This is a genomic window from Tabrizicola sp. (assembly GCF_030373185.1).
In the GTDB taxonomy this organism is placed as follows: Bacteria; Pseudomonadota; Alphaproteobacteria; order Rhodobacterales; family Rhodobacteraceae; genus Tabrizicola.
This window is the reverse complement of sequence record NZ_JAUCZH010000002.1, coordinates 333,181-354,327: the sequence shown is the minus strand read 5'-3', so window position 1 is coordinate 354,327 and position 21,147 is coordinate 333,181. Positions and strand designations below refer to the sequence as shown.

The 21,147-nt window shown below is 62.4% G+C and carries 16 protein-coding genes and 4 pseudogenes; 10 read left to right on the top strand and 10 right to left on the bottom strand.

Annotated features, from left to right (window positions below):
• Window positions 1-5: 5 nt before the first annotated feature.
• The 4 genes and pseudogenes from QUV21_RS06565 to QUV21_RS06550 all read left to right on the top strand — a co-directional run bounded on the left by QUV21_RS06565 (window position 6) and on the right by QUV21_RS06550 (window position 5,425).
• Window positions 6-1,163 (top strand): acyl-CoA dehydrogenase, encoded by a 1,158-nt coding sequence (locus QUV21_RS06565; protein ID WP_300853825.1) that lies wholly within the window; start codon window positions 6-8, stop codon window positions 1,161-1,163.
• Window positions 1,160-3,259, top strand: coding sequence for an acetate--CoA ligase family protein (locus QUV21_RS06560; protein ID WP_300853824.1), 2,100 nt, complete (start codon window positions 1,160-1,162; stop codon window positions 3,257-3,259). Before QUV21_RS06565 ends, QUV21_RS06560 begins: the two co-directional genes overlap by 4 nt.
• Complete coding sequence (locus QUV21_RS06555) at window positions 3,256-4,386, top strand: serine hydrolase domain-containing protein (RefSeq protein ID WP_300853823.1); 1,131 nt, start codon at window positions 3,256-3,258, stop codon at window positions 4,384-4,386. The genes QUV21_RS06560 and QUV21_RS06555 overlap by 4 nt, the downstream gene beginning before the upstream one ends.
• A gap of 131 nt (window positions 4,387-4,517) precedes the next feature.
• Window positions 4,518-5,425, top strand: a pseudogene (locus QUV21_RS06550) (IS5 family transposase).
• A gap of 30 nt (window positions 5,426-5,455) precedes the next feature.
• On the opposite strand, the gene QUV21_RS06545 reads toward QUV21_RS06550, so the two are convergent.
• The gene (locus QUV21_RS06545; protein WP_300853822.1) at window positions 5,456-6,343 is read right to left on the bottom strand and encodes a LysR family transcriptional regulator; all 888 of its coding nucleotides are present in this window, start codon (window positions 6,341-6,343) and stop codon (window positions 5,456-5,458) included.
• 110 nt (window positions 6,344-6,453) lie between these two features.
• Between QUV21_RS06545 and QUV21_RS06540 the strand changes: the two genes are divergently transcribed.
• From QUV21_RS06540 to QUV21_RS06520, 5 genes and pseudogenes are all read left to right on the top strand, one after another.
• Window positions 6,454-6,825, top strand: coding sequence for a DoxX family protein (locus QUV21_RS06540; RefSeq protein ID WP_300853821.1), 372 nt, complete (start codon window positions 6,454-6,456; stop codon window positions 6,823-6,825).
• Window positions 6,826-7,206: a hypothetical protein gene (locus QUV21_RS06535; protein ID WP_300853820.1), complete on the top strand. Its 381-nt coding sequence runs from the start codon at window positions 6,826-6,828 to the stop codon at window positions 7,204-7,206. It begins immediately after the preceding gene.
• A gap of 132 nt (window positions 7,207-7,338) precedes the next feature.
• Window positions 7,339-8,877, top strand: a complete 1,539-nt coding sequence (locus QUV21_RS06530; protein ID WP_300853819.1) for a glutamate synthase-related protein — start codon at window positions 7,339-7,341, stop codon at window positions 8,875-8,877.
• A 71-nt stretch (window positions 8,878-8,948) separates the two neighbouring features.
• Window positions 8,949-9,515, top strand: a complete 567-nt coding sequence (locus tag QUV21_RS06525; protein ID WP_300853818.1) for a hemerythrin domain-containing protein — start codon at window positions 8,949-8,951, stop codon at window positions 9,513-9,515.
• A 235-nt stretch (window positions 9,516-9,750) separates the two neighbouring features.
• A pseudogene (locus QUV21_RS06520) lies at window positions 9,751-10,740 on the top strand (SDR family oxidoreductase); the annotation flags it as partial.
• 13 nt (window positions 10,741-10,753) lie between these two features.
• Here QUV21_RS06520 and QUV21_RS06515 read toward each other — a convergent pair.
• From QUV21_RS06515 to QUV21_RS06485, 7 genes and pseudogenes are all read right to left on the bottom strand, one after another.
• Window positions 10,754-11,196, bottom strand: a pseudogene (locus QUV21_RS06515) (RraA family protein); the annotation flags it as partial.
• A gap of 19 nt (window positions 11,197-11,215) precedes the next feature.
• Window positions 11,216-12,286, bottom strand: coding sequence for an IS3 family transposase (locus tag QUV21_RS06510; protein WP_300853817.1), 1,071 nt, complete (start codon window positions 12,284-12,286; stop codon window positions 11,216-11,218).
• A pseudogene (locus tag QUV21_RS06505) lies at window positions 12,253-12,366 on the bottom strand (transposase); the annotation flags it as partial. The pseudogene QUV21_RS06505 and the gene QUV21_RS06510, both read right to left, overlap by 34 nt.
• 135 nt (window positions 12,367-12,501) lie before the next feature.
• Complete coding sequence (locus tag QUV21_RS06500; protein WP_300853816.1) at window positions 12,502-13,605, bottom strand: glycine cleavage T C-terminal barrel domain-containing protein; 1,104 nt, start codon at window positions 13,603-13,605, stop codon at window positions 12,502-12,504.
• Between the two features lie 23 nt (window positions 13,606-13,628).
• Window positions 13,629-14,678 (bottom strand): hypothetical protein, encoded by a 1,050-nt coding sequence (locus tag QUV21_RS06495; RefSeq protein WP_300853815.1) that lies wholly within the window; start codon window positions 14,676-14,678, stop codon window positions 13,629-13,631.
• 196 nt (window positions 14,679-14,874) lie between these two features.
• Window positions 14,875-16,059 (bottom strand): thiolase family protein, encoded by a 1,185-nt coding sequence (locus QUV21_RS06490; RefSeq protein WP_300853814.1) that lies wholly within the window; start codon window positions 16,057-16,059, stop codon window positions 14,875-14,877.
• Window positions 16,059-17,666: a fatty acid--CoA ligase gene (locus QUV21_RS06485; protein ID WP_300853813.1), complete on the bottom strand. Its 1,608-nt coding sequence runs from the start codon at window positions 17,664-17,666 to the stop codon at window positions 16,059-16,061. The genes QUV21_RS06490 and QUV21_RS06485 overlap by 1 nt, the downstream gene beginning before the upstream one ends.
• 164 nt (window positions 17,667-17,830) lie before the next feature.
• On the opposite strand from QUV21_RS06485, the gene QUV21_RS06480 reads away from it, so the two are divergent.
• On the top strand, window positions 17,831-18,718 hold the full coding sequence (locus tag QUV21_RS06480; RefSeq protein ID WP_300853812.1) for a LysR substrate-binding domain-containing protein: 888 nt from the start codon (window positions 17,831-17,833) through the stop codon (window positions 18,716-18,718).
• A 412-nt stretch (window positions 18,719-19,130) separates the two neighbouring features.
• Here QUV21_RS06480 and QUV21_RS06475 read toward each other — a convergent pair whose 3' ends face one another.
• A complete protein-coding gene (locus tag QUV21_RS06475; RefSeq protein WP_300853811.1) occupies window positions 19,131-19,949 on the bottom strand; it encodes an SDR family oxidoreductase in 819 nt (272 codons plus the stop codon).
• 85 nt (window positions 19,950-20,034) lie between these two features.
• On the bottom strand, window positions 20,035-21,042 hold the full coding sequence (locus QUV21_RS06470; protein WP_300853810.1) for an AraC family transcriptional regulator: 1,008 nt from the start codon (window positions 21,040-21,042) through the stop codon (window positions 20,035-20,037).
• Window positions 21,043-21,147: the final 105 nt, after the last annotated feature.

Below are 21,147 nucleotides of genomic sequence, written 5' to 3'. Positions count from 1 at the left end.
CCGAAGTGACCACCGACAGCCATGAAACAGAACTGCTGCTCACCACCGTCCGCGCTTTCATGGAGGCGGAGATACTGGGACACGAGGAAACGGTGGACCGCACCGGATCGGTCCCCGAAGAGCTTGGCCGACAGATCGAAACTCGCGCAAAAGAGGCAGGTCTTTATTCAGCCAACATGCCCGAACGGGTGGGCGGAGGCGGGCTGTCGATGAAGGCGATGTCGCTGATCGAACGCGAATACGGCAAGACCAGCCATGCGCTGCACAGCTGGATCGGGCGGCCGACAGAACTGCTTCTGGCCTGCGAAGGTGATCAGATCGACAACTACCTGATGCCGGCCGTCCGCGGCGAAAAGCGAGAATTGTTCGCGCTGACCGAACCTGAGGCAGGATCGGACGCCATGGGCATGAAATCCAACGCCCGCCGCGATGGCGCGGACTGGATCCTGAACGGCTCAAAGCACTTCATCTCGGGCCCCTGCATGCCCGATTTCGCGATCGTCTTTGCCGTGACCGGGGTTGATGAAACCAAGCGCGGCCCGCGAAAGCGCATCACCGCCTTTCTGGTCGATGTCGGAACACCGGGGTTCGATATTCGTGAGGGTAACAAGTCGGTCAGCTATCGTGGCTACAAGACCTTTCAACTGGCCTTCAACGATGTGCGGCTGGGGCCGGGGCAGGTCTTGGGCGAAGAGGGCAAGGGGTTTGAGCTGGCGGGCCAATGGCTCGGTATGGGCCGTGTCTGGGTCGGCACCTGTTGTTGTGGCAAAGCCGAACGGATCATAGGTCTGGCCACCGAATGGGCCGCCAGCCGCAAGCAATTCGGCCAGCCGATCGGCCAGTTTCAGGCGACGGGTTTCAAGCTGGCGGATATGGCCATCGGCCTGCGTACGGCCGATCTGCTGGTGGCCGATGCGGTCACCCGCGCTGAAGAAGGTCGTTTGACCGATGCCGATGTCTCGATGGTGAAGGTCTACTGTTCGGAAATGCTGAACCGGGTTGCGGATGACGCGGTTCAGATCTTTGGCGGCATGGGCCTGATGGAGGAACTACCAATTCAGCGCCTGTGGCGGGACAGTCGGCTGGAACGGATCTGGGATGGCACCTCAGAGATTCAGCGCCACATCATCACGCGCTCTATCCTGAGGCCATATGGAGCATGACGCCCACGCGCCGCACAAACCTTGCCCGTCTGCTTTCGCCCCGTCATATTGCCTTTGTCGGCGGCCGTGACGCCGAAGTCGCCATCAAAGAGGCCGAAAGGATCGGCTTCAAAGGCCTGATTTGGCCCGTCAATCCGCGCCGCGAAACCTTGGGGGGGCATCGCTGCTACGCATCAGTGGACGATCTGCCCGACGCGCCGGACGGTTGCTTTCTGGCCGTGCCCGCCGCTGCGGCCATCGCCACCACCGAACGGCTTTCAGCACGCGGGGCGGGGGGCATCGTGTGCTATGCGGCGGGCTTTCGCGAAGCCGGCAAGGCCGGAGAGGCGTTGGAGGCAGATCTGATCCGCTCCGCGGGCGATCTCGCACTGGTCGGCCCCAATTGCTATGGCGTAATCAACTATCTTGACCGTGCCGCGATGTGGCCCTTTGCCCATGGCGGGGGATCGCCCGGCTATGGCGCGGCCATCATCACGCAAAGCGGCATGCTCAGTTCCGACATCACCATGAGCCAGCGGTCCTTGCCGTTGACCCATATGATTTCCTGCGGCAACCAGTCGGTTCTCAGCCTGGAGGATTTCGTCGATCATCTTGTCGATCATCCTGCCGTGCGCGCCATCGGCATGCATATCGAAGGTCTGCGCGACGTTCCCCGCTTTGCCGAGGTTGCCCTGCGGGCGGCGCAAAAGGGTATCCCTCTGGTCGCGCTGAAAACCGGATCGTCGCAGATCGGCGCCGCGCTGACGGTCAGTCATACCGGCTCGTTGTCCGGCACTGATGACCTTTACGATGCGTTGTTTGCGCGTGTCGGAGTCATTCGTGTGAAATCCCCCGCGCAACTGCTGGAGACGTTGAAATTCCTCTGCGTCGCAGGTGCGCCAAAAGACAACCGGGTCTCAGGTTTTACCTGTTCTGGGGGCGGGGCCACCATGCTTGCCGACCATGCCGAGACCATTGGACTAACGTTTCCCACCTTTTCCGACCCGGCGCGAAGATCGTTGACCGCCCTTTTGCCAGACATCGCCACTGTGTCGAACCCGCTGGATTACACCACACCGATCTGGGGCGATCCGGTACGCACCGGCCCGGTCTTTGGTGGCGCGATGGATGGTCTTCAGGCGGCCTCTGCCGTACTCGTGCAAGATTATCCGGCCGCAGGGCTGGACGAGTCCAGGGGGTATTACCTTGCCGATGCTGGTGCCTTCATCGCTGCAGCCAAAGCGCGGGGCATACCGGCGGCCATCTGCGCCACCTTGCCCGAAAACTTGGACGCGGAAACCCGCGACTGGCTGATCTCGCAAGGAGTTGCCCCGATGCAGGGCCTCACCGAAACGCTGGATGCCATCCACGCCGCCACGATTTGGCAGGCGCGGCGCACGCAGATCCTTTCTGAGCTGCCCAAACCGCTGCATGTCCTTTCCCGGACTGCCGACCCGACCATCATGGACGAGGCTGCGGGCAAGCAGCACCTGCGCCGCCTTGGTCTGCCGATCCCGCAAGGCGAGGTGGTTGGCGGCAGCAACGTCGTCGCCGCGGCCACGCGCATCGGCTATCCGGTCGTGCTGAAAATGATGGGGCCAAGGCTTGCCCACAAATCCGAAGCGGGCGCCGTGGCAGTGGGTCTTGGCAACGCCGACGCGGTTGCCAAGGCGTTGGCAAAGATGTGCGACGATGTTTCGCATCACGATTCCCTTGCCGTCACCGACCGCTTTCTGGTCGAACAGATGGCCCCCCACCCTTTCGCAGAGTTGCTGGTGAACCTGCGGCGCGATCCACAATTTGGCCTGATCCTGACGCTGGGCGCGGGCGGCGTGCTGGTTGAGTTGCTGGACGATGCCGAAACGCTGCTTTTGCCTGCAACCGAAGCAGATGTTCTGCACGCCTTGCAGCGTCTGAAAATCGCGCGTCTGCTGACAGGCTATCGGGGCAGTGCGCAGGCAGATCTGCCCGCCCTTGCGCAGTTCCTTATGCGGCTGGCCACGATCTATGAGACCGAAGCGCGAACGTTGACAGAGATCGAGATCAACCCCCTGTTCGTGACCCAAACCGGGCTCTGGGTCGTCGATGCCCTTATCCAGACAACAGGGGCCGCATGACCCTGCCCAGTCACCCAAACCCGGCTTTGACCGTCGGAGAGGACAACAAGCAAGGCTGGAACCAGCCGCACCAGCGACGGGCCGGGTTTCACAACGCGCATCTCTTGTTTCGCCGCACGCTGATGGTGCGCGCGCGTCGAGTGCTGGATCTGAACGTCCTGCCAGATGCCGATATCGCCCGGCAGGTCGCAAACTCAGGCCTGACTGCGCATCCTGCATTTTCAGCACTTGTCGTGGCCCAGGAAACGACCAGCCTTTTCGAAGCCGCCGCCGCCGACTTTGCCTCCGATCGCGTGCATTCGCTGCAATCCATAAGCAAGATGCACATCCACCTGATCATCGGGGAACTGATTGCCGACGGCCATATTCACCCCGATGATCGGATTGGGGATCTGCTTCCCTGGATCGGCTCTGCCTATGCCACAGCACGGGTGCAGGACGTTCTTGACATGAACGTCGACAATGACTTTTCCGAAGATTACAGCGATGCGCAGGCCGATTGCTTTCGCGAAGAAGAGGCGCTGGGATGGCGGCTTCCCCACGACGACCGGCCGGAACAGACGTTGCGCGATTTCACTGCCAGCCTGACAGGCAGCGGCACGATGCCGCGAACCGGGTATGCGCGATACAAATCCGCCAATACCGATGTGCTGACGTTGATCGCCGCAGCTTTCGTTGATCTTCAGTCAAAGATCGAGACAATTGCAGATGCTGCCGGCTATGAGGGCGCTTTTCACATCAGCCTCAGCCCTGAACATCTTCCGGCGTTCTCGGGCGGCGGGTGCCTGTCTGCCCGTGATTTGGCCCGCTTTGGTCTGCTGTTGGCGCGCAAAGGGCGTGCGGTATTTGGTGCGCCCGTCGGGTCGGCCGATTTCCTTGGAACGACGATGACACATGCGGGGCCCTTCCTCGGGCCCAAGCGTGGGACCATCCGCTATTCAAACCACCTCATGACCAATGGCCGCTGGATTGGCCATGCCGGATACGGCGGCCAGTTTCTGATGATCGACATCCCATCCGGGCGCGTCGCCGCCTTTCTCAGCGTACTGGAGAATGACTCAGGCTATGATGATGATTATATGGCATCGGTGATCGACGGACTTCAAGAGATCTGCTGTAGTGAGTAGATGTCGAAAAAATTTTGCCCGGCAAGCCTCTTTCAGGCGGCCACGACGGTGAAATAACCTCTCCAGATGACTCTGTTGCACAAATCCCAAGAGGGATTCATCTTGTGAATCCAGTGTGGTAGCTGGTGGGCATGAGCAGACCCATACCCCCTCCTACAAAACCCGAAACTGGCCAGCCTATAACGAAGCGCTCAAGCGCCGTGGCTCGCTGACGATCTGGTTCGATCCCTCCATGATCCGGGAGGCTGCGCCGACAGGCAAACGCGGCCGACAGCCTGACTACAGCGACGCTGATATCCAGACCTGTCTGACAATGAAGGTGCTGTTCGGCATGGCACTGAGGCAGACGACCGGCTTCGTCGAGAGCCTGCTGCACCTGATCGACCTTGACTGGGCGGTGCCGAACTTCAGCACCCTCAGCCGCCGCCAGAAGTCACTGAAGGTCAACATCCCCTATCGCGGGTCGCAGGGCCCCCTGCACCTGCTGATCGACAGCACCGGCATCAAGGTTGAAGGCGAAGGGAAATGGAACGCCCGCAAGCACGGTGGCACGAAGCGCCGCGTCTGGCGCAAGATCCACATCGGAATTGACGAGAAAACACTCGAAATCCAGGCTGCCGAGTTCACCACTAGCGACGTCGGCGACGCGCCCATGCTGCCCGACCAGAAGATCGCCAGCGTCACCGCCGATGGCGCCTTCGACACTCGCAAGTGCTACGATGCCATCGCTGCCCGAGGTGCTGCCGCCATCATTCCGCCCCGCAAGAACGCCAAGCCGTGGAAGCCAGACACCCCGGGCGCAATCGCCCGCAATGAAGCCTTGCGAGCGTCAAAGCGCTTCGGCCGAACCATCTGGCGACGATGGAGCGGCTATCACCGCCGAAGCCGCGTCGAAACCAAAATGCACTGTGTGAAACTGCTGGGTCAGCGACTGGCCGCACGGGACTTTGACCGTCAGGTTGCAGAGTTCCAGATCCGGGTTGCCGTGCTGAACGGCTTCACCGCGCTTGGCATACCTGTCACTGAAGCCGTGAGATGAGTCCGTCCGGGGTGAGGGGAACCCCATCCATCACCCGATTTGTGCAACAGAGCCCTGACGCGCCGACCTGATGCATGAAAGCATTGCCTGCACTTTCTCGGTGCGGTGCAGATCGACATGGGTGACGAGCCATAGGGTTCCGGACCAGGCCTTGTTCGGGGTCAGTATGCGGTGGAAATCCGGATCGCCCTGCACCTCATGGTCGGCCAGGAAGCCCATGCCGATGCCTGCGCGAACTGCGGAATGGGTAATTTCGAAATGGCGGCATGACAGTGCGATCATTTCAGGCCGGACGTGCTCATGGATCCAAGGCAAATACGGCTGACGGCCGTTCAAGGATTGCGGGACGACAAACTGGTGGCCCTGAAGATCGGCCTCGCTTTCCGGCCGCCCAAGCCGGCGAACATAGCTGTCATGGGCATAGAGCTTGAACCCGACCCGTCCAAAACTGCTGACGACATAGTCAGGGTGGTCCGGTTTTGGCCCGGCGCGAAGCGCAATATGCGCCTCGCCGTATTCGAGCCGGGCTAGGTCTTCGCTTACGTTGATCGAAACCATGCAATTGGGGTTCTTGGCTCTGAAACTGGCAATCGGTTGCATCAGTATCGCCGCAAAAGGGGCGAGGAGTGTCAGCTTGATCTCGCCTTCGATCTGCGAACCCGCGCCCTTGACCCGCCCAGCAAGATCCTCGGTCAGTTCTTCGGTCTTCCTCGCGACTCGCAGTACGTCCTGCCCCAACTCGGTCAGCGCGTAGCCTCGGCTGTGGCGAATGAAGATCCGTGCGCCCAGTTCAGCCTCGAGCACGTCGATATGGCGGTTCACCGTCGCGCGATGGAAACCCAGCGCCTCGGCCGCCGCGCTGACGGTGCCTAACCTGGCAACATGGTACGCTGTCCGCAGCTCTGCCCATTTGTCCATGACTCTATGCCAATTTTGCGCGCATCAAATGACGGGTTTCCGCGCATTGTCTGCAGAGATTGTACATAGCACGTTAGGGCCAACGCAAACACTCTTTGTTGGAGAAAGACATGACGTATCTTTCACTCGGCCTTCGCGCCTTCCTGACCCTCGCATTCTTCGGCGCAGGCGGCGCAAAGCTTGCCGGGGTCGAGATGATGGTCGCTACCTTCGATCAGATCGGGTTCGGTCAGGGCTTTCGTTACTTCACTGGTATCGTCGAGATCGTCGGCGCCGGTCTGCTCTGGCTGCCGCGCCGCCAGGTCATCGGGGCCGCCGTTCTGGGCGGCACGATGGTCGGCGCGGTTCTGACACACTGGCTTGTCCTCGGCCCCTCCGCGGTTCCCGCGATTGTCCTGGGACTGCTCTGCACTGCGGTTCTCTACGTTCATCGCGATCAGATCCCCGAGGTTCTGGGCCAAGCGAAAGACCTGCGCTCCTGATTGGAAGCCGTCACGTCCTTACCTTGCAATATCATTGCCATCGCGACCGTTGCGGATGCAGTCGATCCGGCACTGCTTCTCGCCCCCTATCACGAAGCCGTGGGGGTCCTGATCAACCAGCATGGATTGAATCTGCTCTGGATCGGGACATTCACCCTGGTGGGTGCGTTCTACATCTGGAGTGGGTCAGTGACGGCGATGTTGTTCACCGGAATCGTCGGTGGTCTGGCTGATATTGGCTATTTCGTCTTCATGGATTTGGGTGACTTTGTGAATTTCGTTCCCGGAACGTTGATGACGCTTGTGTCCGGCTCTGCCATCATTCTGAGCCTTCTTGCTTATTCTTCAGGAAAGCGCGTTCGGGAAAGTCAAAAGGACTAAAATCAGCAGGAGCATTCGACAGATGGGCGAGCCTTGCAGCCAGATCATGCAAGGCCCGTTCCCGCCCGCAGCTTGCAAGTTCGCGACCCGCACATGGCCAAGGCTTTGGCCAGATCACCAAGGATATTTGTCATGACCCAAGCCGTTCCCATCATTGCGGGCAAAGCACCGTCCAAGGTCGCGCTCGAAAAGGGCAAGGACTACTTCTGGTGCCAGTGTGGCAGGTCCAAAAGCCAGCCCTTTTGTGATGGCAGTCATGCGGGCACCGACATCGGCCCTTTAAAATTCACCGCCGAAAAGGATGGCGATGCCGCATTGTGCCAGTGCAAGGCCACCGCGAACGGCCCGTTTTGTGACGGCTCGCACATTCGGCTTGGTGAGGCGACGGTCGGAAATCCGGCACCTGCACCTCAATCCGACATTCCGCAAGCCAGAGCGACGCCCGAAGAACCCACTGTCGCGCGGATCCATGCCTTGGCGAAAGACGGGCTGTCTAAGCTCGGCCACCACGGCGAGATGGGCTCGATGGGTGTGCCGCGCAAAGACCTGCCGCGTTGGGACGACATTCAGATTCTGCCCGCCCAGATGGCGCGCAAGCCGCTGCTGGATGACGCGGCCGTGGCGACCTCTGTCACCATCGGCCCGCGCGCAGCCAAGCCGTTGCAGCTGGATATCCCGCTGTTCGTATCCGACATGAGCTTTGGCGCCTTGTCGGAGGAGGCCAAGACAGCCCTTGCGCGGGGTGCCCAGATGGCGGGCACGGGCATTTGCTCGGGCGAAGGCGGCATGCTGCCCGAAGAACAGGCTGAAAACAGGCGGTATTTCTACGAGCTGGCCTCGGCGCGGTTTGGCTGGTCGCTTGAACATGTCGCGCGGGTGCAGGCGTTCCACTTCAAGGGCGGCCAAGGGGCCAAGACGGGCACCGGCGGCCATCTGCCCGGGGAAAAGGTGCAAGGCAGGATCGCCGAAGTGCGCGGCCTGGAGCCGGGACAGGCCGCGATCTCGCCTGCCACTTTCACCGACCTTCGGACGCCCGCCGATTTCCGGCGGCTGGCCGATCAGGTGCGCGAACGCTCTGGCGGCATTCCCATCGGCTTCAAACTGTCGGCAAATCATATCGAGGATGACATCGACTTCGCGCTGGAGGCCGGTGCCGATTACATCATCCTCGACGGGCGCGGCGGCGGCACGGGGGCGGCCCCTCTGATCTTCCGCGACCACATCTCGATCCCGACGATCCCCGCCTTGGCACGCGCCCGCAGGCACCTCGACGCAAGGGCCGGGCGCGAGGTCACGCTTGTGATTACGGGCGGTCTGCGCATGCCCGAGGATTTCGCCAAGGCCATGGCGCTTGGTGCGGATGCTGTTGCGGTCAGTAATTCCGCCATGCAGGCCGTGGGCTGCATCGCAGCGCGCATGTGTAATTCCAACAACTGCCCCGTGGGCGTGGCGACGCAAAAACCGGAACTGCGCAAGCGGCTGGATGTGCAAATCGGCGCCGAACGTCTGGCGCGGTATTTCGGGGCCAGCGTGGAACTGATGCAGGTGCTGGCCCGCGCCTGTGGCCATGACAGCTTGTCGGGCTTCACCCCGCGCGACATCACCGCGTGGAAACGTGACGTCGCCGAGTTGAGCGGCATTCGCTTCGCAGGTGTTTCGCCAATTGCATAGCGGCCATGGCGGCAGGCAATCTGGTGGGACGATCAGAACGGCCCCATCTCTGCGCCGAAAGGAGCTGAAACATGCTTGATACCTATCCTATCCGCGAAACCGGAATGCCCCCAGAGATGCAGACCTTGCTGGCGCGCTATCCTCGCGACAGCTGGGAAGCGCACCCCGGTTTCCGCGGCAAGACCCGGCACTGGCTGGGCGCGCACCGGATGTTCCGCCGCGTGGCCGAACGCATCCGGCTGGATACCGAAGCCGTGCTGAACAAGGACATGGACCTTGACGACTATGCCGGGCGTCTGTCCTATTGTGGCGGCAACCTGGTCGGGAACCTGCATGGCCATCATCGCTGGGAAGACCGCAGCTATTTCCCCGAGCTAGCGGCAGCTGATCCGCAGTTCGCGGCCGGCCTCGATGTGCTGGAACAGGATCACGCGGATCTGGACAGGGTGCTGGATGACTTTACCCGGCAAGCCAACCGCGTGATCAAGCTGGCGGTGCTGGACGAGTCGCAGGCCCGCGACGAGGCCGGTGCCGTGCATGGCACAAGCCGTGTCATCGAGGCCTTTCTGAACCGCCACCTGACGGATGAAGAAGACCTGGCCGTCCCGATCATCCTGCACCACCGGCTGAGAGGATAGCCATGACAAGGGACATCTCGACCGAAGAAGACCAGTCGGATGCCGGAGAACGCCGCGCACGGGGCGAATTCGTGCGCGGCGTCAGCGGCTTTCGCCATTCCATAGGCGATCCGGACTTCCCGCCCGAGCCGGGCCGCTATCACCTGTTCGTGGCGCTGAATTGCCCGTGGTGCCACCGCGTGACCCTGGCGCGCACTGTGCGGGGCCTTTGCGATGGCATCACGATGGACGTGGCCTCACCGAGGGCGTTCTCTTCACCACCTACGCGACGCTGCGGTCCGAAGAACGCGGCGCCAAGAAATCTCGCGTTGACCAGATCGTCGACTGGTTGGGGGCGGATTTCGACGGGGTGATCCTGCTTGACGAAAGGCATGCCATTGCGAACGCCGCCGGGTCGAAGTGCGAGCGCGGTGATACCGAGGCGTCGTAGCAGGGCAGGGCGGGCTTGCGCCTCCAGCACAAATTGCCGAATGCCCGCGTGGCCTACGTTTCGGCCACGGGTGCTACTTCGGTGCACAACCTCGCCTGTGCGCAGCGCCTCGGCCTTTGGGGCGGGGAGGACTTTCCGTTCGCCACCAGGTCGGAATTCGTCGAGGCCATTGAGGCGGGTGGGGTCGCCGCGATGGAAGTCCTCGCCCGCGACCTGCGGTCGCTTGGCCTCTACACCGCTCGGTCGCTCTCCGGCGATGGCGTCGAGTATGAGATGCTGGAACATGCGCTGACCCCCGAACAGCGAGGCATCTATGATGCCTATCGCCGTTGTCTGGATGTCAACCTGACGGGTGCCATCTTAGCCGTGCAAGGTGAGCTGCCGATGATGAAGGCCGCTAGGCGGGGTTGCATCCTTTTCACGGGGTCGACGTCCGGCATTTTCGGCACTCCCTATCGCGCCCCCTATGTCGTATCGAAATGGGCGATCAACGGCCTGATGAAAACCGTGGCTATGGAGGCGGGGCCATTCGGCATCCGCGCCAATGTTATCGCTCCCGCTTGTGTTGAGGGGCCGCGCATGGACGGTGTCATCGCGCGCGAAGCTGCGGCGAAAGGCACGACACCCAGGGCCGTCCGCAACGCCTACCTGGAAGGCACGTCGCTTCGCTGCTTCGCGCGCCCTAACGAAGTCGCGTCCATGGCGCTATTCCTCGCATCCGACAGCGGCTCACGAGTATCGGGGCAGGTCATGGTGATCGACGGCCACACCGAGAACCCCGACCCTAAGGTCTAATGGCGGTGCCCTTTCAGGTCCGCGCGGCTTCGAAGTCGGCCCAAGCCTGTTCGAAGGCCGTGAAGTCGAAGCCAGGCGTTCGGGCGGGGTCCAGGATATCCGCTCAGTCGCCTGCAGCTTGCCAATAGCCTGCCCAAGCGCTGCGACAACATCTGACGGCACTACGACCGCACCATGGCGATCTGCATGGACCAGATCGCCCTGCCGCACCTCAAGGCCCATCAGTCGCACCGGCAGTCCAACTGAACGGACATAGACGTAGCCGTGGCTTGGCCCAACGCTACCCGCGATAACCGGAAAGCCGGAAGGCAGGTCGCCGAGATCGCGCACGACGCCATTGGTCAGCGCGCCCGACACGCCAAAGCCCTTGTGAACGGTTGTGTTTATCTCGCCCCAATAAGCACCGATGCAATTGGGGTAATCCAGATCCTCGATCACAGCGACAGACGGTTTCGGCTGACGTTGCCCCCAGCTTTTATCCAGCGTGAGCGAGACACCGGGTTTGAGTTTTGCCCAATCGGGCGGGTTGGGCAACGGGGACTGGCGCGGAGCTTTGCAGATTTCGCAGCGTCAGGCCCCGTTGCGGGGCGAAGGTTTGTGCGAACTCGGCTGGGGTCTGCCAGCCGAGGCGGGAGTGGGGCCGTTCGGTGTTGTAGTCGGTGCGCCAGGCGGCGAGCGTGGCGCGGGCATGATGCAGGGACGGGAACAGGGTCTCGTTCAAGAGTTCGTCGCGCAGGCGGCCGTTGAAGCTCTCGATGAAGGCATTCTGGGTCGGCTTGCCGGGTGCGATGTAGTGCCAGTCAAACTTGCGATCATCCACGAACTTCAGGATCGCATTCGAGGTGAACTCGGTCCCATTATCGCTGACAATCGTCTGGGGCTTGCCACGGGTATCGAACAGCGCCGCCAGTTCCCGCGCCACCCGTGCCCCCGATAGCGAAGTGTCGGCGATCAGGGCAAGGCATTCGCGGGTGCAGTCATCGACCACGGTCAGGATCCTGAACCGGCGGCCGTCCGTCAACTGATCCGAGACAAAATCCAGCGACCAGCGCTGGTTTGGCAGCAGCGGCAGCACCACCGATGCCCGTGTACCCATGGCCCGCTTGCGCCCACCGCGGCGGCGCACATGCAGCTGTTCTTCGCGGTAGATCCTAAACAGGCGCTTGTGGTTCACCTCGTGACCCTCGCGCCGCAGGAAGACATGCAGCCGACGATACCCGAACCGGCGTCTGGCTTTGGCCAATTCCTTCAGCCGTTCCCGCAGCACAGGGTTGTCCTGGCGGACCACCTCATAGCGCATGGTCATCCGGCAACAGCCGATCACCCGGCACGCCCGCCGCTCGCTCATCCCATGGCCCTCCACCAGATGCGCAACCGCTTGCCGCTTTCCGGCGGGCGTCACCACTTTTTTCCCAAGAGATCCTTCAGCGCGGCATTGTCGAGCATCGCATCGGCGAGGAGCCGTTTCAGGCGCGCGTTCTCGTCCTCGAGACCCTTCAGCCGTTTGGCCTCGCTGACATCCATGCCGCCATACTTGGCCTTCCACTTGTAAACGGTCGCATCACTGACGCCATGCTTGCGGCACAGATCGGCGACGGAAATCCCGGCCTCGTGCTCCTTGATCATTCCGATAATCTGCGCCTCGGTGAAACGGCTTTTCCTCATGTCGTCTGCTCCCTCAGGTTGGGCAGACTCTACATCAGACTGAGGGAACTTCCGGGGGGCAGGTCACGGGGATTGCGCATGAAGTCATTCATGATTTCACAGGAAGGGTAGGTCGGTCAGCTCGCCGGGCTGCATCGCACCGCTGACCCGGGTTTCGACCCGGTCCCCGATGGCGCAGTCGGCATCGATCAGGGCAAACCCGATGTTCTTCTTCATCCGGTAGGAAAAGATGCAGTTGGTCATGCAGCCAACCTTCTTTCCGTCCATGAAAACCGGGTTCCAATGAAAGCCTGGCGCCACCGGGTCGCCTGCATCCAGAACAACCCCCAGCGAATGCCGCTTGGGCCTTTCGGTGGCCACTACGCGCAAGGCCTGGATGCCGATGGTGTCATCTGGCACATGCAGATCGACAAACTTGCCCATCCGAACCTCGAACGGGTTCGTGGTGGCGTCTGTGTCCCCGCCATAGGAAATCAACCCCGACTCGACCCGTTCGCACCAGTTGGGTCCGCCCGGGCCGATGCCCCAGGGCTGGCCAGCCTCGCGGAAGATGTTCCAGAGCCGGGCGCCCTTGGTCCCGTCGCGCAGGTAGATCTCGAACCCGCCCTGTTTCGACCAGCCGGATCGCTGCACTACAACGGGGATGCCGTTGATGTCCGTCTCGCGGAACCAGAAGTACTTCACGTCACGCACCCAGTCGCCACAGACATGGGCAACGACGTCCTCGGCCTTCGGTCCTTGGATGGCCATGGGCGAGACATCGGGTTCGCTGACCTCGACGCGCAGACCCCGCTCTGCGGCGATGGCCCCGGCCCAGAACCAGATGTTGCTGTCAGCAATCGACAGCCAATACAGGTCGTCGGCCAGCTTCAGGCAGATCGGATCGTTGATGAGAATGCCTTGATGATTGCAGAGCGGAACGTATTTCCCTTGCCCGACCTTCTGTTTCGCCAGATCGCGGGGGGCGAGGATCTGCGCCAGCCTGCCTGCGTCGGGGCCTTTCAACTGGACCTGGCGTTCCACCGCAACGTCCCATTGGCTGACTCCGTTGATCAAGCGCCAGTATTCGGCTTCAGGGTTGCCGAAGGCGGTTGGCATCAGCATGTGGTTGTAGGTGGTAAAGTTGGTGACCCCTTCGCGAACCGTCGCCTCGTAGAAGGGCGACGGCCGCAGGCGGGCAGAGGGCGTGATGCCGTACAATTGAAACTCCGGTCATATGGCTGTCAGCGGGGGGGCTGGTTTGCGAAGAAATCCAGGATCATCGGCCAGGTTTTTTCCAGGTCGTAGTCATGTGCCATGTTCGCCCGGCAATCGAGAACAGGTGGCAGCCCCGACCCGTCCGGTGCGCAAGAAGAGCGGCATTCGATGCCTTCTGCCCCGAAGTCGACCTTCGCCAACTCGGCGGTGCAGCCCTGCGCATTAGCCCAGACATCGGTGATCGCCCCGGCACCGGTGTAGTGGTAGAGATCCGTGTCAGCGGTGGTTGTGAACCCGGTCTCGTCCCATGTGCCAGGCGGAACGGTCGGATCGTCCACGCCGGTAATGAGCAGCACCGGCAGCCCATCGGGCCGACCGGGTCCTTCCAGAAAGCCGCGATGCGGCAGCCCGATCAGCGGCGCGATGGCACGAAGTTGGCTGGCAACGGCCGGGGTTTGACCCATGTCCCAGGTGAACATCCCGCCATTCGAGCCGCCAGCCATGAAAACCCGGTCAAGGTCGATGCAGGCCGACTTGCCGATCTCGGCGATCAGGGTGCTTACAAAGGCCGCATCATCGGTCTGGCATTGGGTCCAGGAACAGCCGTTCTGGGCCACGCCTTCACCCAACGGGCCGCATGACTTGTAGGAATAGTTCGTCTCGGCGCCCGAGCAGATGGGCTGACCGTCGCCACCGATGCCGGTGGCCGAGCCGCTGAAGGTCCAGGAGTTGTAACTTTCATCACCGCCTTCCGATCCGACCCCGCGCGCCGCTGCCAGGTAAAAACCCTTCAGGTCGGCTTCGGCGGTGACGACGGGTACATCTAGAAACGCATTCTCATCCTCGCCCCAGCCATGGAAGATTAGCGCCAGCGGCGCAGGCTGGGCCGCGTCGACCCCGGCAGGAACATGGAGCCGCCAGGTCCGGGTCTGTTCCCCGTCGGGCAACTGGAAGGCGCCGCTCGCTGGAACGGCCTTGCCGCACCCTTCGCTGGGCGTTTCGGCAATTAGCGGCGTCCCGAGGATGGCGAGGAACGCAGCAATGATCGACGTGGGTGTGATCCTTTCGTACTTCATCTGCCTTTTCCTTGCTTGCCTTGTTGAAAACCCCTGCCGACTGGATTGGCACCCAATCGGCAGGAAGGTGTGCCAGATCAACTGACAGGGATTGCAGGCCGACCCCCGGTCTGCATGACCCTACGTTGGCCAGCATTGACCAGAAGTTCAAACAACCGGTTTTCACGCTAAGGCCCCGATTTCGTCATGCCGTGCCTCATGCGATCTCGAAGAGGCCGGCGGCGCCCATCCCGCCACCCACACACATGGTCACGACGCCTTGGGATGCACCCCGGCTGCGGCCCTCCAGCAAGACGTGTCCGGCAAGCCGAACCCCGGTCATCCCGTAAGGATGGCCAACCGAGATCGCGCCGCCGTCGACATTCACGCGGGCAGGATCAAGGCCAAGCTCGGCGATGCATGGCAGGGCCTGCGCCGCAAAGGCCTCGTTCAACTCCCAAAGGTCGATGTCCGCGACGCGGCGGCCTGTGCGTTGCATCAGGCGCGGAACCGCGTGGATCGGGCCGATGCCCATGTGTTCGGGCGGACAGCCCGCCACCGCCATCATGCGCAAGGCCCCAAGGATCGGCAGATTGCGGCGCTCGGCAGCCCGGCGCTCCATCAGGACCATGGCTGCGGCCCCGTCCGACAACTGACTGGCATTGCCTGCGGTGACAAGGCCACCGTCGCGCACTGGCTTCAGCGCGGCAAGTCCTTCGGCGGTGGTCTGCGGGCGGTTTCCTTCGTCCTTGGAAAGCGTGACCAGTTCGGAGCGAAGGTCACCGGTAGCCTTGTCCTTGACCAACCGTGTTGCCGTCACTGGCACGATCTCGGCATCGAACCGGCCCGCCTCCTGCGCCGCAGCGACCTTCCGCTGCGATTGAAGCGCGAATTCGTCCTGTGCCTCACGGCTGACGCCCCAGACCTTTGCGACAGCCTCCGCCGTATCGAGCATTGGCAGATAGGCCATCGGCTGCTGCGCGGTTACGGCCGGGTCAAGGTCGCGGAAGGCCCAATCAAAGTAGGGCGTCTGAATGGCCGAGACATTCTCTTGCCCCGCCGCGATGACGACATCCATCCCGCCCTGTTCGATGGCATGGGCCGCGATGGCGATGGCCTGAAGGCCCGACGCGCATTGCCGGTCCACGGTCTGGCCCGAAACGCTGACCGGAAGCCCTGCCGCAAGGGCGGCGAGACGGCCAAGGTTCATCGCGGCGGTGCCTGCGGTCAGGACGCTTCCCATGACCAGATCCTCGACCTCGCCCGGATCTATCCCGGCCCGGCTGATCGCGGCCGAAATGGCATGGGCGGCAAGGGTCGGGGATTTGACGTTGTTCAGGCTGCCCTTGTAGGCCAGCCCGATGGGCGTACGGGCAAAGGATACGATGACGGCTTCCCGCATCAGGCGATTTCTCCGCTTTCCAGCATCTGGCGAATACGTTTCTTGTCGATCTTTCCGACCGAGGTACGGGGCAGGGCGGCAACCCGACAGATCCGGTCCGGGTTGGCCCATTTTGGCAACTCGCCCCGTTCGATTGCCGCGCTGATCTTTTGCCGGATGGCGGTCCCGACGGAATCTGACGGCTCCATCACCGCCACAAGGACCGGCCGTTCGCCCCAGCGAGAGTCTGGAACCCCGACGGCGGCGACCTCGATCAGGCCCGGCACGGTGGAGGCAAGGTTTTCAAGGGTCAGAGAAGATACCCATTCGCCGCCCGACTTGATCACGTCCTTCAGCCGGTCGGTGATGCGCAAGGTGCCATCCGGGGACAGATGCCCGACATCGCCCGTATGCAGCCAGCCTCCCTGCCAGAGATCGGCACTTGCGCTGACGTTCTTGAGATAGCCTTGGGTCAGCCATGGCGCACGGGCAACGATCTCGCCAGTGGTCGCGCCATCCTTCGGGACATCCGCCATGTCCGGGTCCACCACACGAACCTCGACCAGGGGCGACGGCCGTCCCGTTGCCGTGCGGAGGGTCAGGTCATCGCTGGTCTGGCTGGCCACCATGTCGGCATGCGTGACGAAGGGGCAGGTTTCGGACATGCCGTAGGCCGCATGCACATCAATGCCATGCGCGCGCGCCTGACCGGCCAGCCCTTCTGACAAGGCAGAGCCACCGATCAGCACCTTCCATCCCGTCAGGTCGGTGGCGGCCGCTTCGGGCGCTCCAATGACCATGGCCAGGATCGTCGGCACGCAATGCGAGAAGGTGACGCCGTGGTCCCGGATCAAAGCCAGCAGCCGTGCGGGATCATAGCGGCCGGGATAGACCTGCTTCAGGCCGAGGAAGGTGGCGATATAGGGAAAGCCCCAGCCATGGACGTGGAACAGCGGCGTGATCGGCATGTAGACGTCATCGCGTTTGAGGCCGCCTTTTCCGGGAACCGTGCCAAGGTCAGCCGCGAGGGCAAGCGTATGCAGGACCAACTGGCGATGGGTGTAACTCACCCCCTTGGGATCGCCTGTTGTTCCGGTGGTGTAAAACAGGGTCGCCCTTGTCTCCTCGGGCAGGGCAGGAAAGTCGAAAGCGACCGGCTGTTCCGCCAGAAGAGTTTCATATTCGCCAATGAATCCCTCTGGCACAGCCGCAGGCTTGCCTTCGGCAAGAAGGATCAGTTTCACCGGCCGCTCGACCCGGGATAGCAAAGGCAGGAGGATGGGCAGGAAATCCTCATGACAAAGGATCGCGTCATCTTCGGCGTGATTGATCGTGAAAATGATCTGCTCGGGCGCCAGTCGGATATTGACCGTGTGCAGCGTCGCCCCAACCATCGGAATGGCGAAGAAGCACTCCAGATAGCGCGAGGTGTCCCAGTCCATCACGGCGATGGTCTTGCCTTCACCAAGCCCCTGGCCGACCAGAAGCGCAGCCAGACGGGCAATCCGTTCGTGAAAAATCCGGTAGGTCCGCGCCTGACCGCTTCCATCGACGATCACCTGATCAGGATTGCGTCCGGCCGGCGCATGCAGGATCTGCCGAATGTTCAGGTCGAAGCGTGGGTCCATGGCTGACTCTTTTGACTGTCGCTGAAGGGTAGCCCCATCAAGACCAACTTACACATGACGAAAAAGGGGGCTAAGCTTCGCCCACGATATGACCTGCGTCTCTTTCAGGCCAGGAATTGGCCGGCAACACGCCAGGCGCTCTGTGAAGGAGGGAGATCGCTGTCATGGGACATCAGATGCCACCACTGCCGTGGCTGCGGGCGTTCGAGGCCTCTGCGCGGCACCTCAGTTTCACGAACGCCGCCACCGAGCTCCACCTGACGCAGGCGGCCATATCAAAGCAGGTCAAACTTCTGGAGCATTATCTGCGCGAGCCGCTGTTCGAGCGGCTGCCGCGCAGCCTGATACTCACCAAAGCCGGAGCTGCCTATCTGCCCAAGGTGAACGACGCCTTCGAAAGGTTGTCCGCTGGAACGCTCGAAGTCTTTGGCGGTCGGCGCAAGGGCATCCTGACCGTGCGCGCGCCAATCGGTTGGGCGGTGAACTGGATTGCCGAACGGCTTCCAGCCTTCATGGATCACTGTCCGCAAATTCCGGTCAGGATCGTTTCGTCTGTCTGGTCCGAAGAAGCTGAAACCGAGCGGTACGATCTGGACATCCGCTATGGAACCGGAAAATGGCCGGGCATTCGGGCTGACCGGGTAAGCTGGGAGAGCCTTGAACCGCTCTGCGCGCCCGAAATCGCAAAGCGACTTCATTCGCCCGAAGATCTGGAAGCTGAACGGCTGTTGCATGTCCTTGGTTATCAGGAAGGCTGGGCGACCTGGCTCGCGGCGGCCGGGGTGACAAGGATCAATGCCGGATCAGGGGCGCATTTCGATTCCTCTCTCATGGCTTATGAAGTTGCCGCTCATGGTGGCGGCGTGGCATTGGGCCGGACTTCAATGTCCGCGACCGAGTTGCGCTCGGGACGTCTGGTTCGGCCCTTCACGCTTTCGGTCCCGGTGGAGGAGTCCTTCTACATCCTGACGCCCGACGAAGGTCTTGGCCACCCAGATGCCACGCCGTTTCGCGACTGGCTTCTGGCGGAAGTCGCCAAGGGTCAGGCTTGAATCTGGTCAACTACCCGGCCAATACGCTGCCCTATTGCTTGCCCAAGGCAAGGCATGGGCCAGCACCGTCGCCCTGCCGCCAAAAGATCAGCGCCCTTGGGTCCGGGCGAAGCCATCAACGCCGGTTCCCCTTTGCACAGGCTTCGAACACGCCTTCGGCCCCCATCGCCTGGAAGAAGACACCCAAGACCGGGCTCTGGTTTTGTCGCGGAATGCCAACTGACGCGCCTCCTGCCGGATTGGTCAATCCGCCCGGTCCCGGTATACGCCGTCACCGCGACCAGGGCGCATCCGGCCAAGATCCGGTTTCTTCTGGACTTCGTGCAGTCCACCCTTCGCGAAATCAGTCCACCCCGGATGCCCTATGGTTCTGGCGGGCGAGCCTGAGATCCAGGCCCGTCCGCCAATCGCATCAGGCAAGGCCGAACTGCGCGCGAAGGCCGGCAAGGAAGGTGGCGTCATCGGTCGCTTGCCGTGCCGCAAGCATCTGAACCGCGTCCGGTCCGGCGGCATACCGAAGGCGGTCTTCGGGGTCGGTTGCAGCAGCATAGATTTCGGCGGCAATGGCTTCGGGGGTCGAAGCCTGCGCGGCCATCTCGGGCATAGCCGTCATCAGCGCCTGCACCAGCGGCTGATACTCGGTCAGGCCCGGATCATTGCTGAAGTCAAAGGACCGCCCGGCGAAATCGGTGCGCACCATGCCCGGCTCGATGATCTTGACCCTGACGCCCAGCGGCAAAAGTTCGTAATGCAGGGCCTCGGACAGACCTTCGACAGCGAACTTGGTGCCGTGGTAAAGGCTGCCAAGCGGAAAGGTCATCCGCCCCCCGATCGACGAGACATTCAGGATCAGCCCGGAACGCTGCCTGCGAAAGTGCGGCAGCACGGCTTGCGTAACGGCGAGAAGGCCGATCACGTTGACATCAAACTGACGACGGATCTTTTCCGGCGGGGTGGCCTCCAGCGGCCCATAGGCACCGTAGCCCGCGTTGTTCAAAAGCGCGTCGATCCGGCCGAACCGGGCGATCCCCGCTGCGATTGCCGGGGTGATCGAGCCCGCATCCTCGACATCCAGACGGGTGACGAGAACCCGCTCCAGCCCGGCAAGGGCGGTATCGGCTTCGGGGCGGCGCATGGTGGCAACCACGTTCCAGCCCTTGTCATGGAAATGCCGGGCGGCGGCCCTGCCGATCCCGCTGGATGCGCCGGTGATAAGGATAGTGCTGGTCATGTCTGCTCCTTTGGCTTCTGACCAGACCGAGCTAGGCGCGGGGCGGATACCGGACAATTGCGGATGGTGCCAGCGGTATAACCGATCACGCCAATCGCCGGCTGACAGCGGCACGGGCTGTGGCCGGAGTCATGCCGGTCCAGCCCAGGAACGCCCGGTAAAAGGAATTGGGGTCGCCAAAGCCAAGCAGATAGCTCGTCTCCTCGGCGGTCAGCTTCTGGTCTTGCAGATAGGCCAGCGCAAGTTCGGTTCGGGTCTCGTCCAGAAGGGTCTGAAACGAGGTACCCTCCCCGGCCAGCTTGCGTTGCAGACTGCGTCGGCTGGTCCCCAGACGGCGGCTGAGATGGTCGATCGACACCCGGCCCGATGCGAGGCCAGCACCAATCTCGCGACGGACTCTGACCGCCAGCGCCAGGGGATCCTCGACAGTCTTCAGCCGTGCGAATAGTTCGGCTTCAATGATCCGCCGCAGTCCGGTATCGGCCGAAATGATATGGCGCTCCGCGTCTTCCCGCGACAGAAGGATGCGGGTTGTCGGACCGGTCGCAAGCGGGCTGCCGACAAAGGCGCGGAAGGCAGGTGTCGCCCGCGCGGCATCGGGCAGGGTGATCAGCCGGGGGATGACCGGATGGGCCGTCAGGATGCGGGTGAGTTCGACGAAATAGGCAATCTCCATCGTTGCGGTCACCGCGCCGATGGGGCAGGCGGGGTCTGCCGAGCGGAATTCCACTGCAAGCCCGTCGGCATCTTTGGCAATTGCCAGCCGTATCGGGGCGATGAGGGGTTTGAAAAGCTGGATCCGGCTCAATCCCTCGCCCACCGTGGGGCTGGCGGCAAAGGCCAGAATCGCCGGTTGAAGCGGCCCCTTGGCGGCCTCCCGCCCCAGGGTCAGCGCGACATCGGGCGACCCGGCCTCGGTGGCAATGGCGTTGATGACTGAAAACCAGCCGCGCGCGTCGACCCCGCGCGTCTCATGCTGAAGGTGGTCGTCCGCCAGGCCCGCACGCGCCAGAATGCGGGCTGTCGAAAGACCAAGCCTGGCCGCCGCAAAGCGAACTAGGCTGCCGATCCGGTAGTGCGGGGCCTGCGCCATGCCATGTATCCCCTTCGCTGTCTGGTTGCGACTTGCGGCGGAAGTGGGCCGAATTCAACGGTCCTGGCGCAATCCGCAAGTGTTATGGCGCAGACTGCAAGCTAT

Excerpts from the sequence above, each read along its gene's own strand:
- QUV21_RS06555 (WP_300853823.1), top strand. The coding sequence starts at position 3,256 with ATGACCCTGCCCAGTCACCCAAACCCGGCTTTGACCGTCGGAGAGGAC.
- QUV21_RS06475 (WP_300853811.1), bottom strand. The coding sequence starts at position 19,949 with ATGACCAGCACTATCCTTATCACCGGCGCATCCAGCGGGATCGGCAGG.
- QUV21_RS06485 (WP_300853813.1), bottom strand. The coding sequence starts at position 17,666 with ATGGACCCACGCTTCGACCTGAACATTCGGCAGATCCTGCATGCGCCG.
- QUV21_RS06540 (WP_300853821.1), top strand. The coding sequence starts at position 6,454 with ATGACGTATCTTTCACTCGGCCTTCGCGCCTTCCTGACCCTCGCATTC.
- QUV21_RS06545 (WP_300853822.1), bottom strand. The coding sequence starts at position 6,343 with ATGGACAAATGGGCAGAGCTGCGGACAGCGTACCATGTTGCCAGGTTA.
- QUV21_RS06525 (WP_300853818.1), top strand. The coding sequence starts at position 8,949 with ATGCTTGATACCTATCCTATCCGCGAAACCGGAATGCCCCCAGAGATG.
- QUV21_RS06470 (WP_300853810.1), bottom strand. The coding sequence starts at position 21,042 with ATGGCGCAGGCCCCGCACTACCGGATCGGCAGCCTAGTTCGCTTTGCG.
- QUV21_RS06490 (WP_300853814.1), bottom strand. The coding sequence starts at position 16,059 with ATGCGGGAAGCCGTCATCGTATCCTTTGCCCGTACGCCCATCGGGCTG.
- QUV21_RS06560 (WP_300853824.1), top strand. The coding sequence starts at position 1,160 with ATGACGCCCACGCGCCGCACAAACCTTGCCCGTCTGCTTTCGCCCCGT.
- QUV21_RS06530 (WP_300853819.1), top strand. The coding sequence starts at position 7,339 with ATGACCCAAGCCGTTCCCATCATTGCGGGCAAAGCACCGTCCAAGGTC.
- QUV21_RS06480 (WP_300853812.1), top strand. The coding sequence starts at position 17,831 with ATGGGACATCAGATGCCACCACTGCCGTGGCTGCGGGCGTTCGAGGCC.
- QUV21_RS06495 (WP_300853815.1), bottom strand. The coding sequence starts at position 14,678 with ATGAAGTACGAAAGGATCACACCCACGTCGATCATTGCTGCGTTCCTC.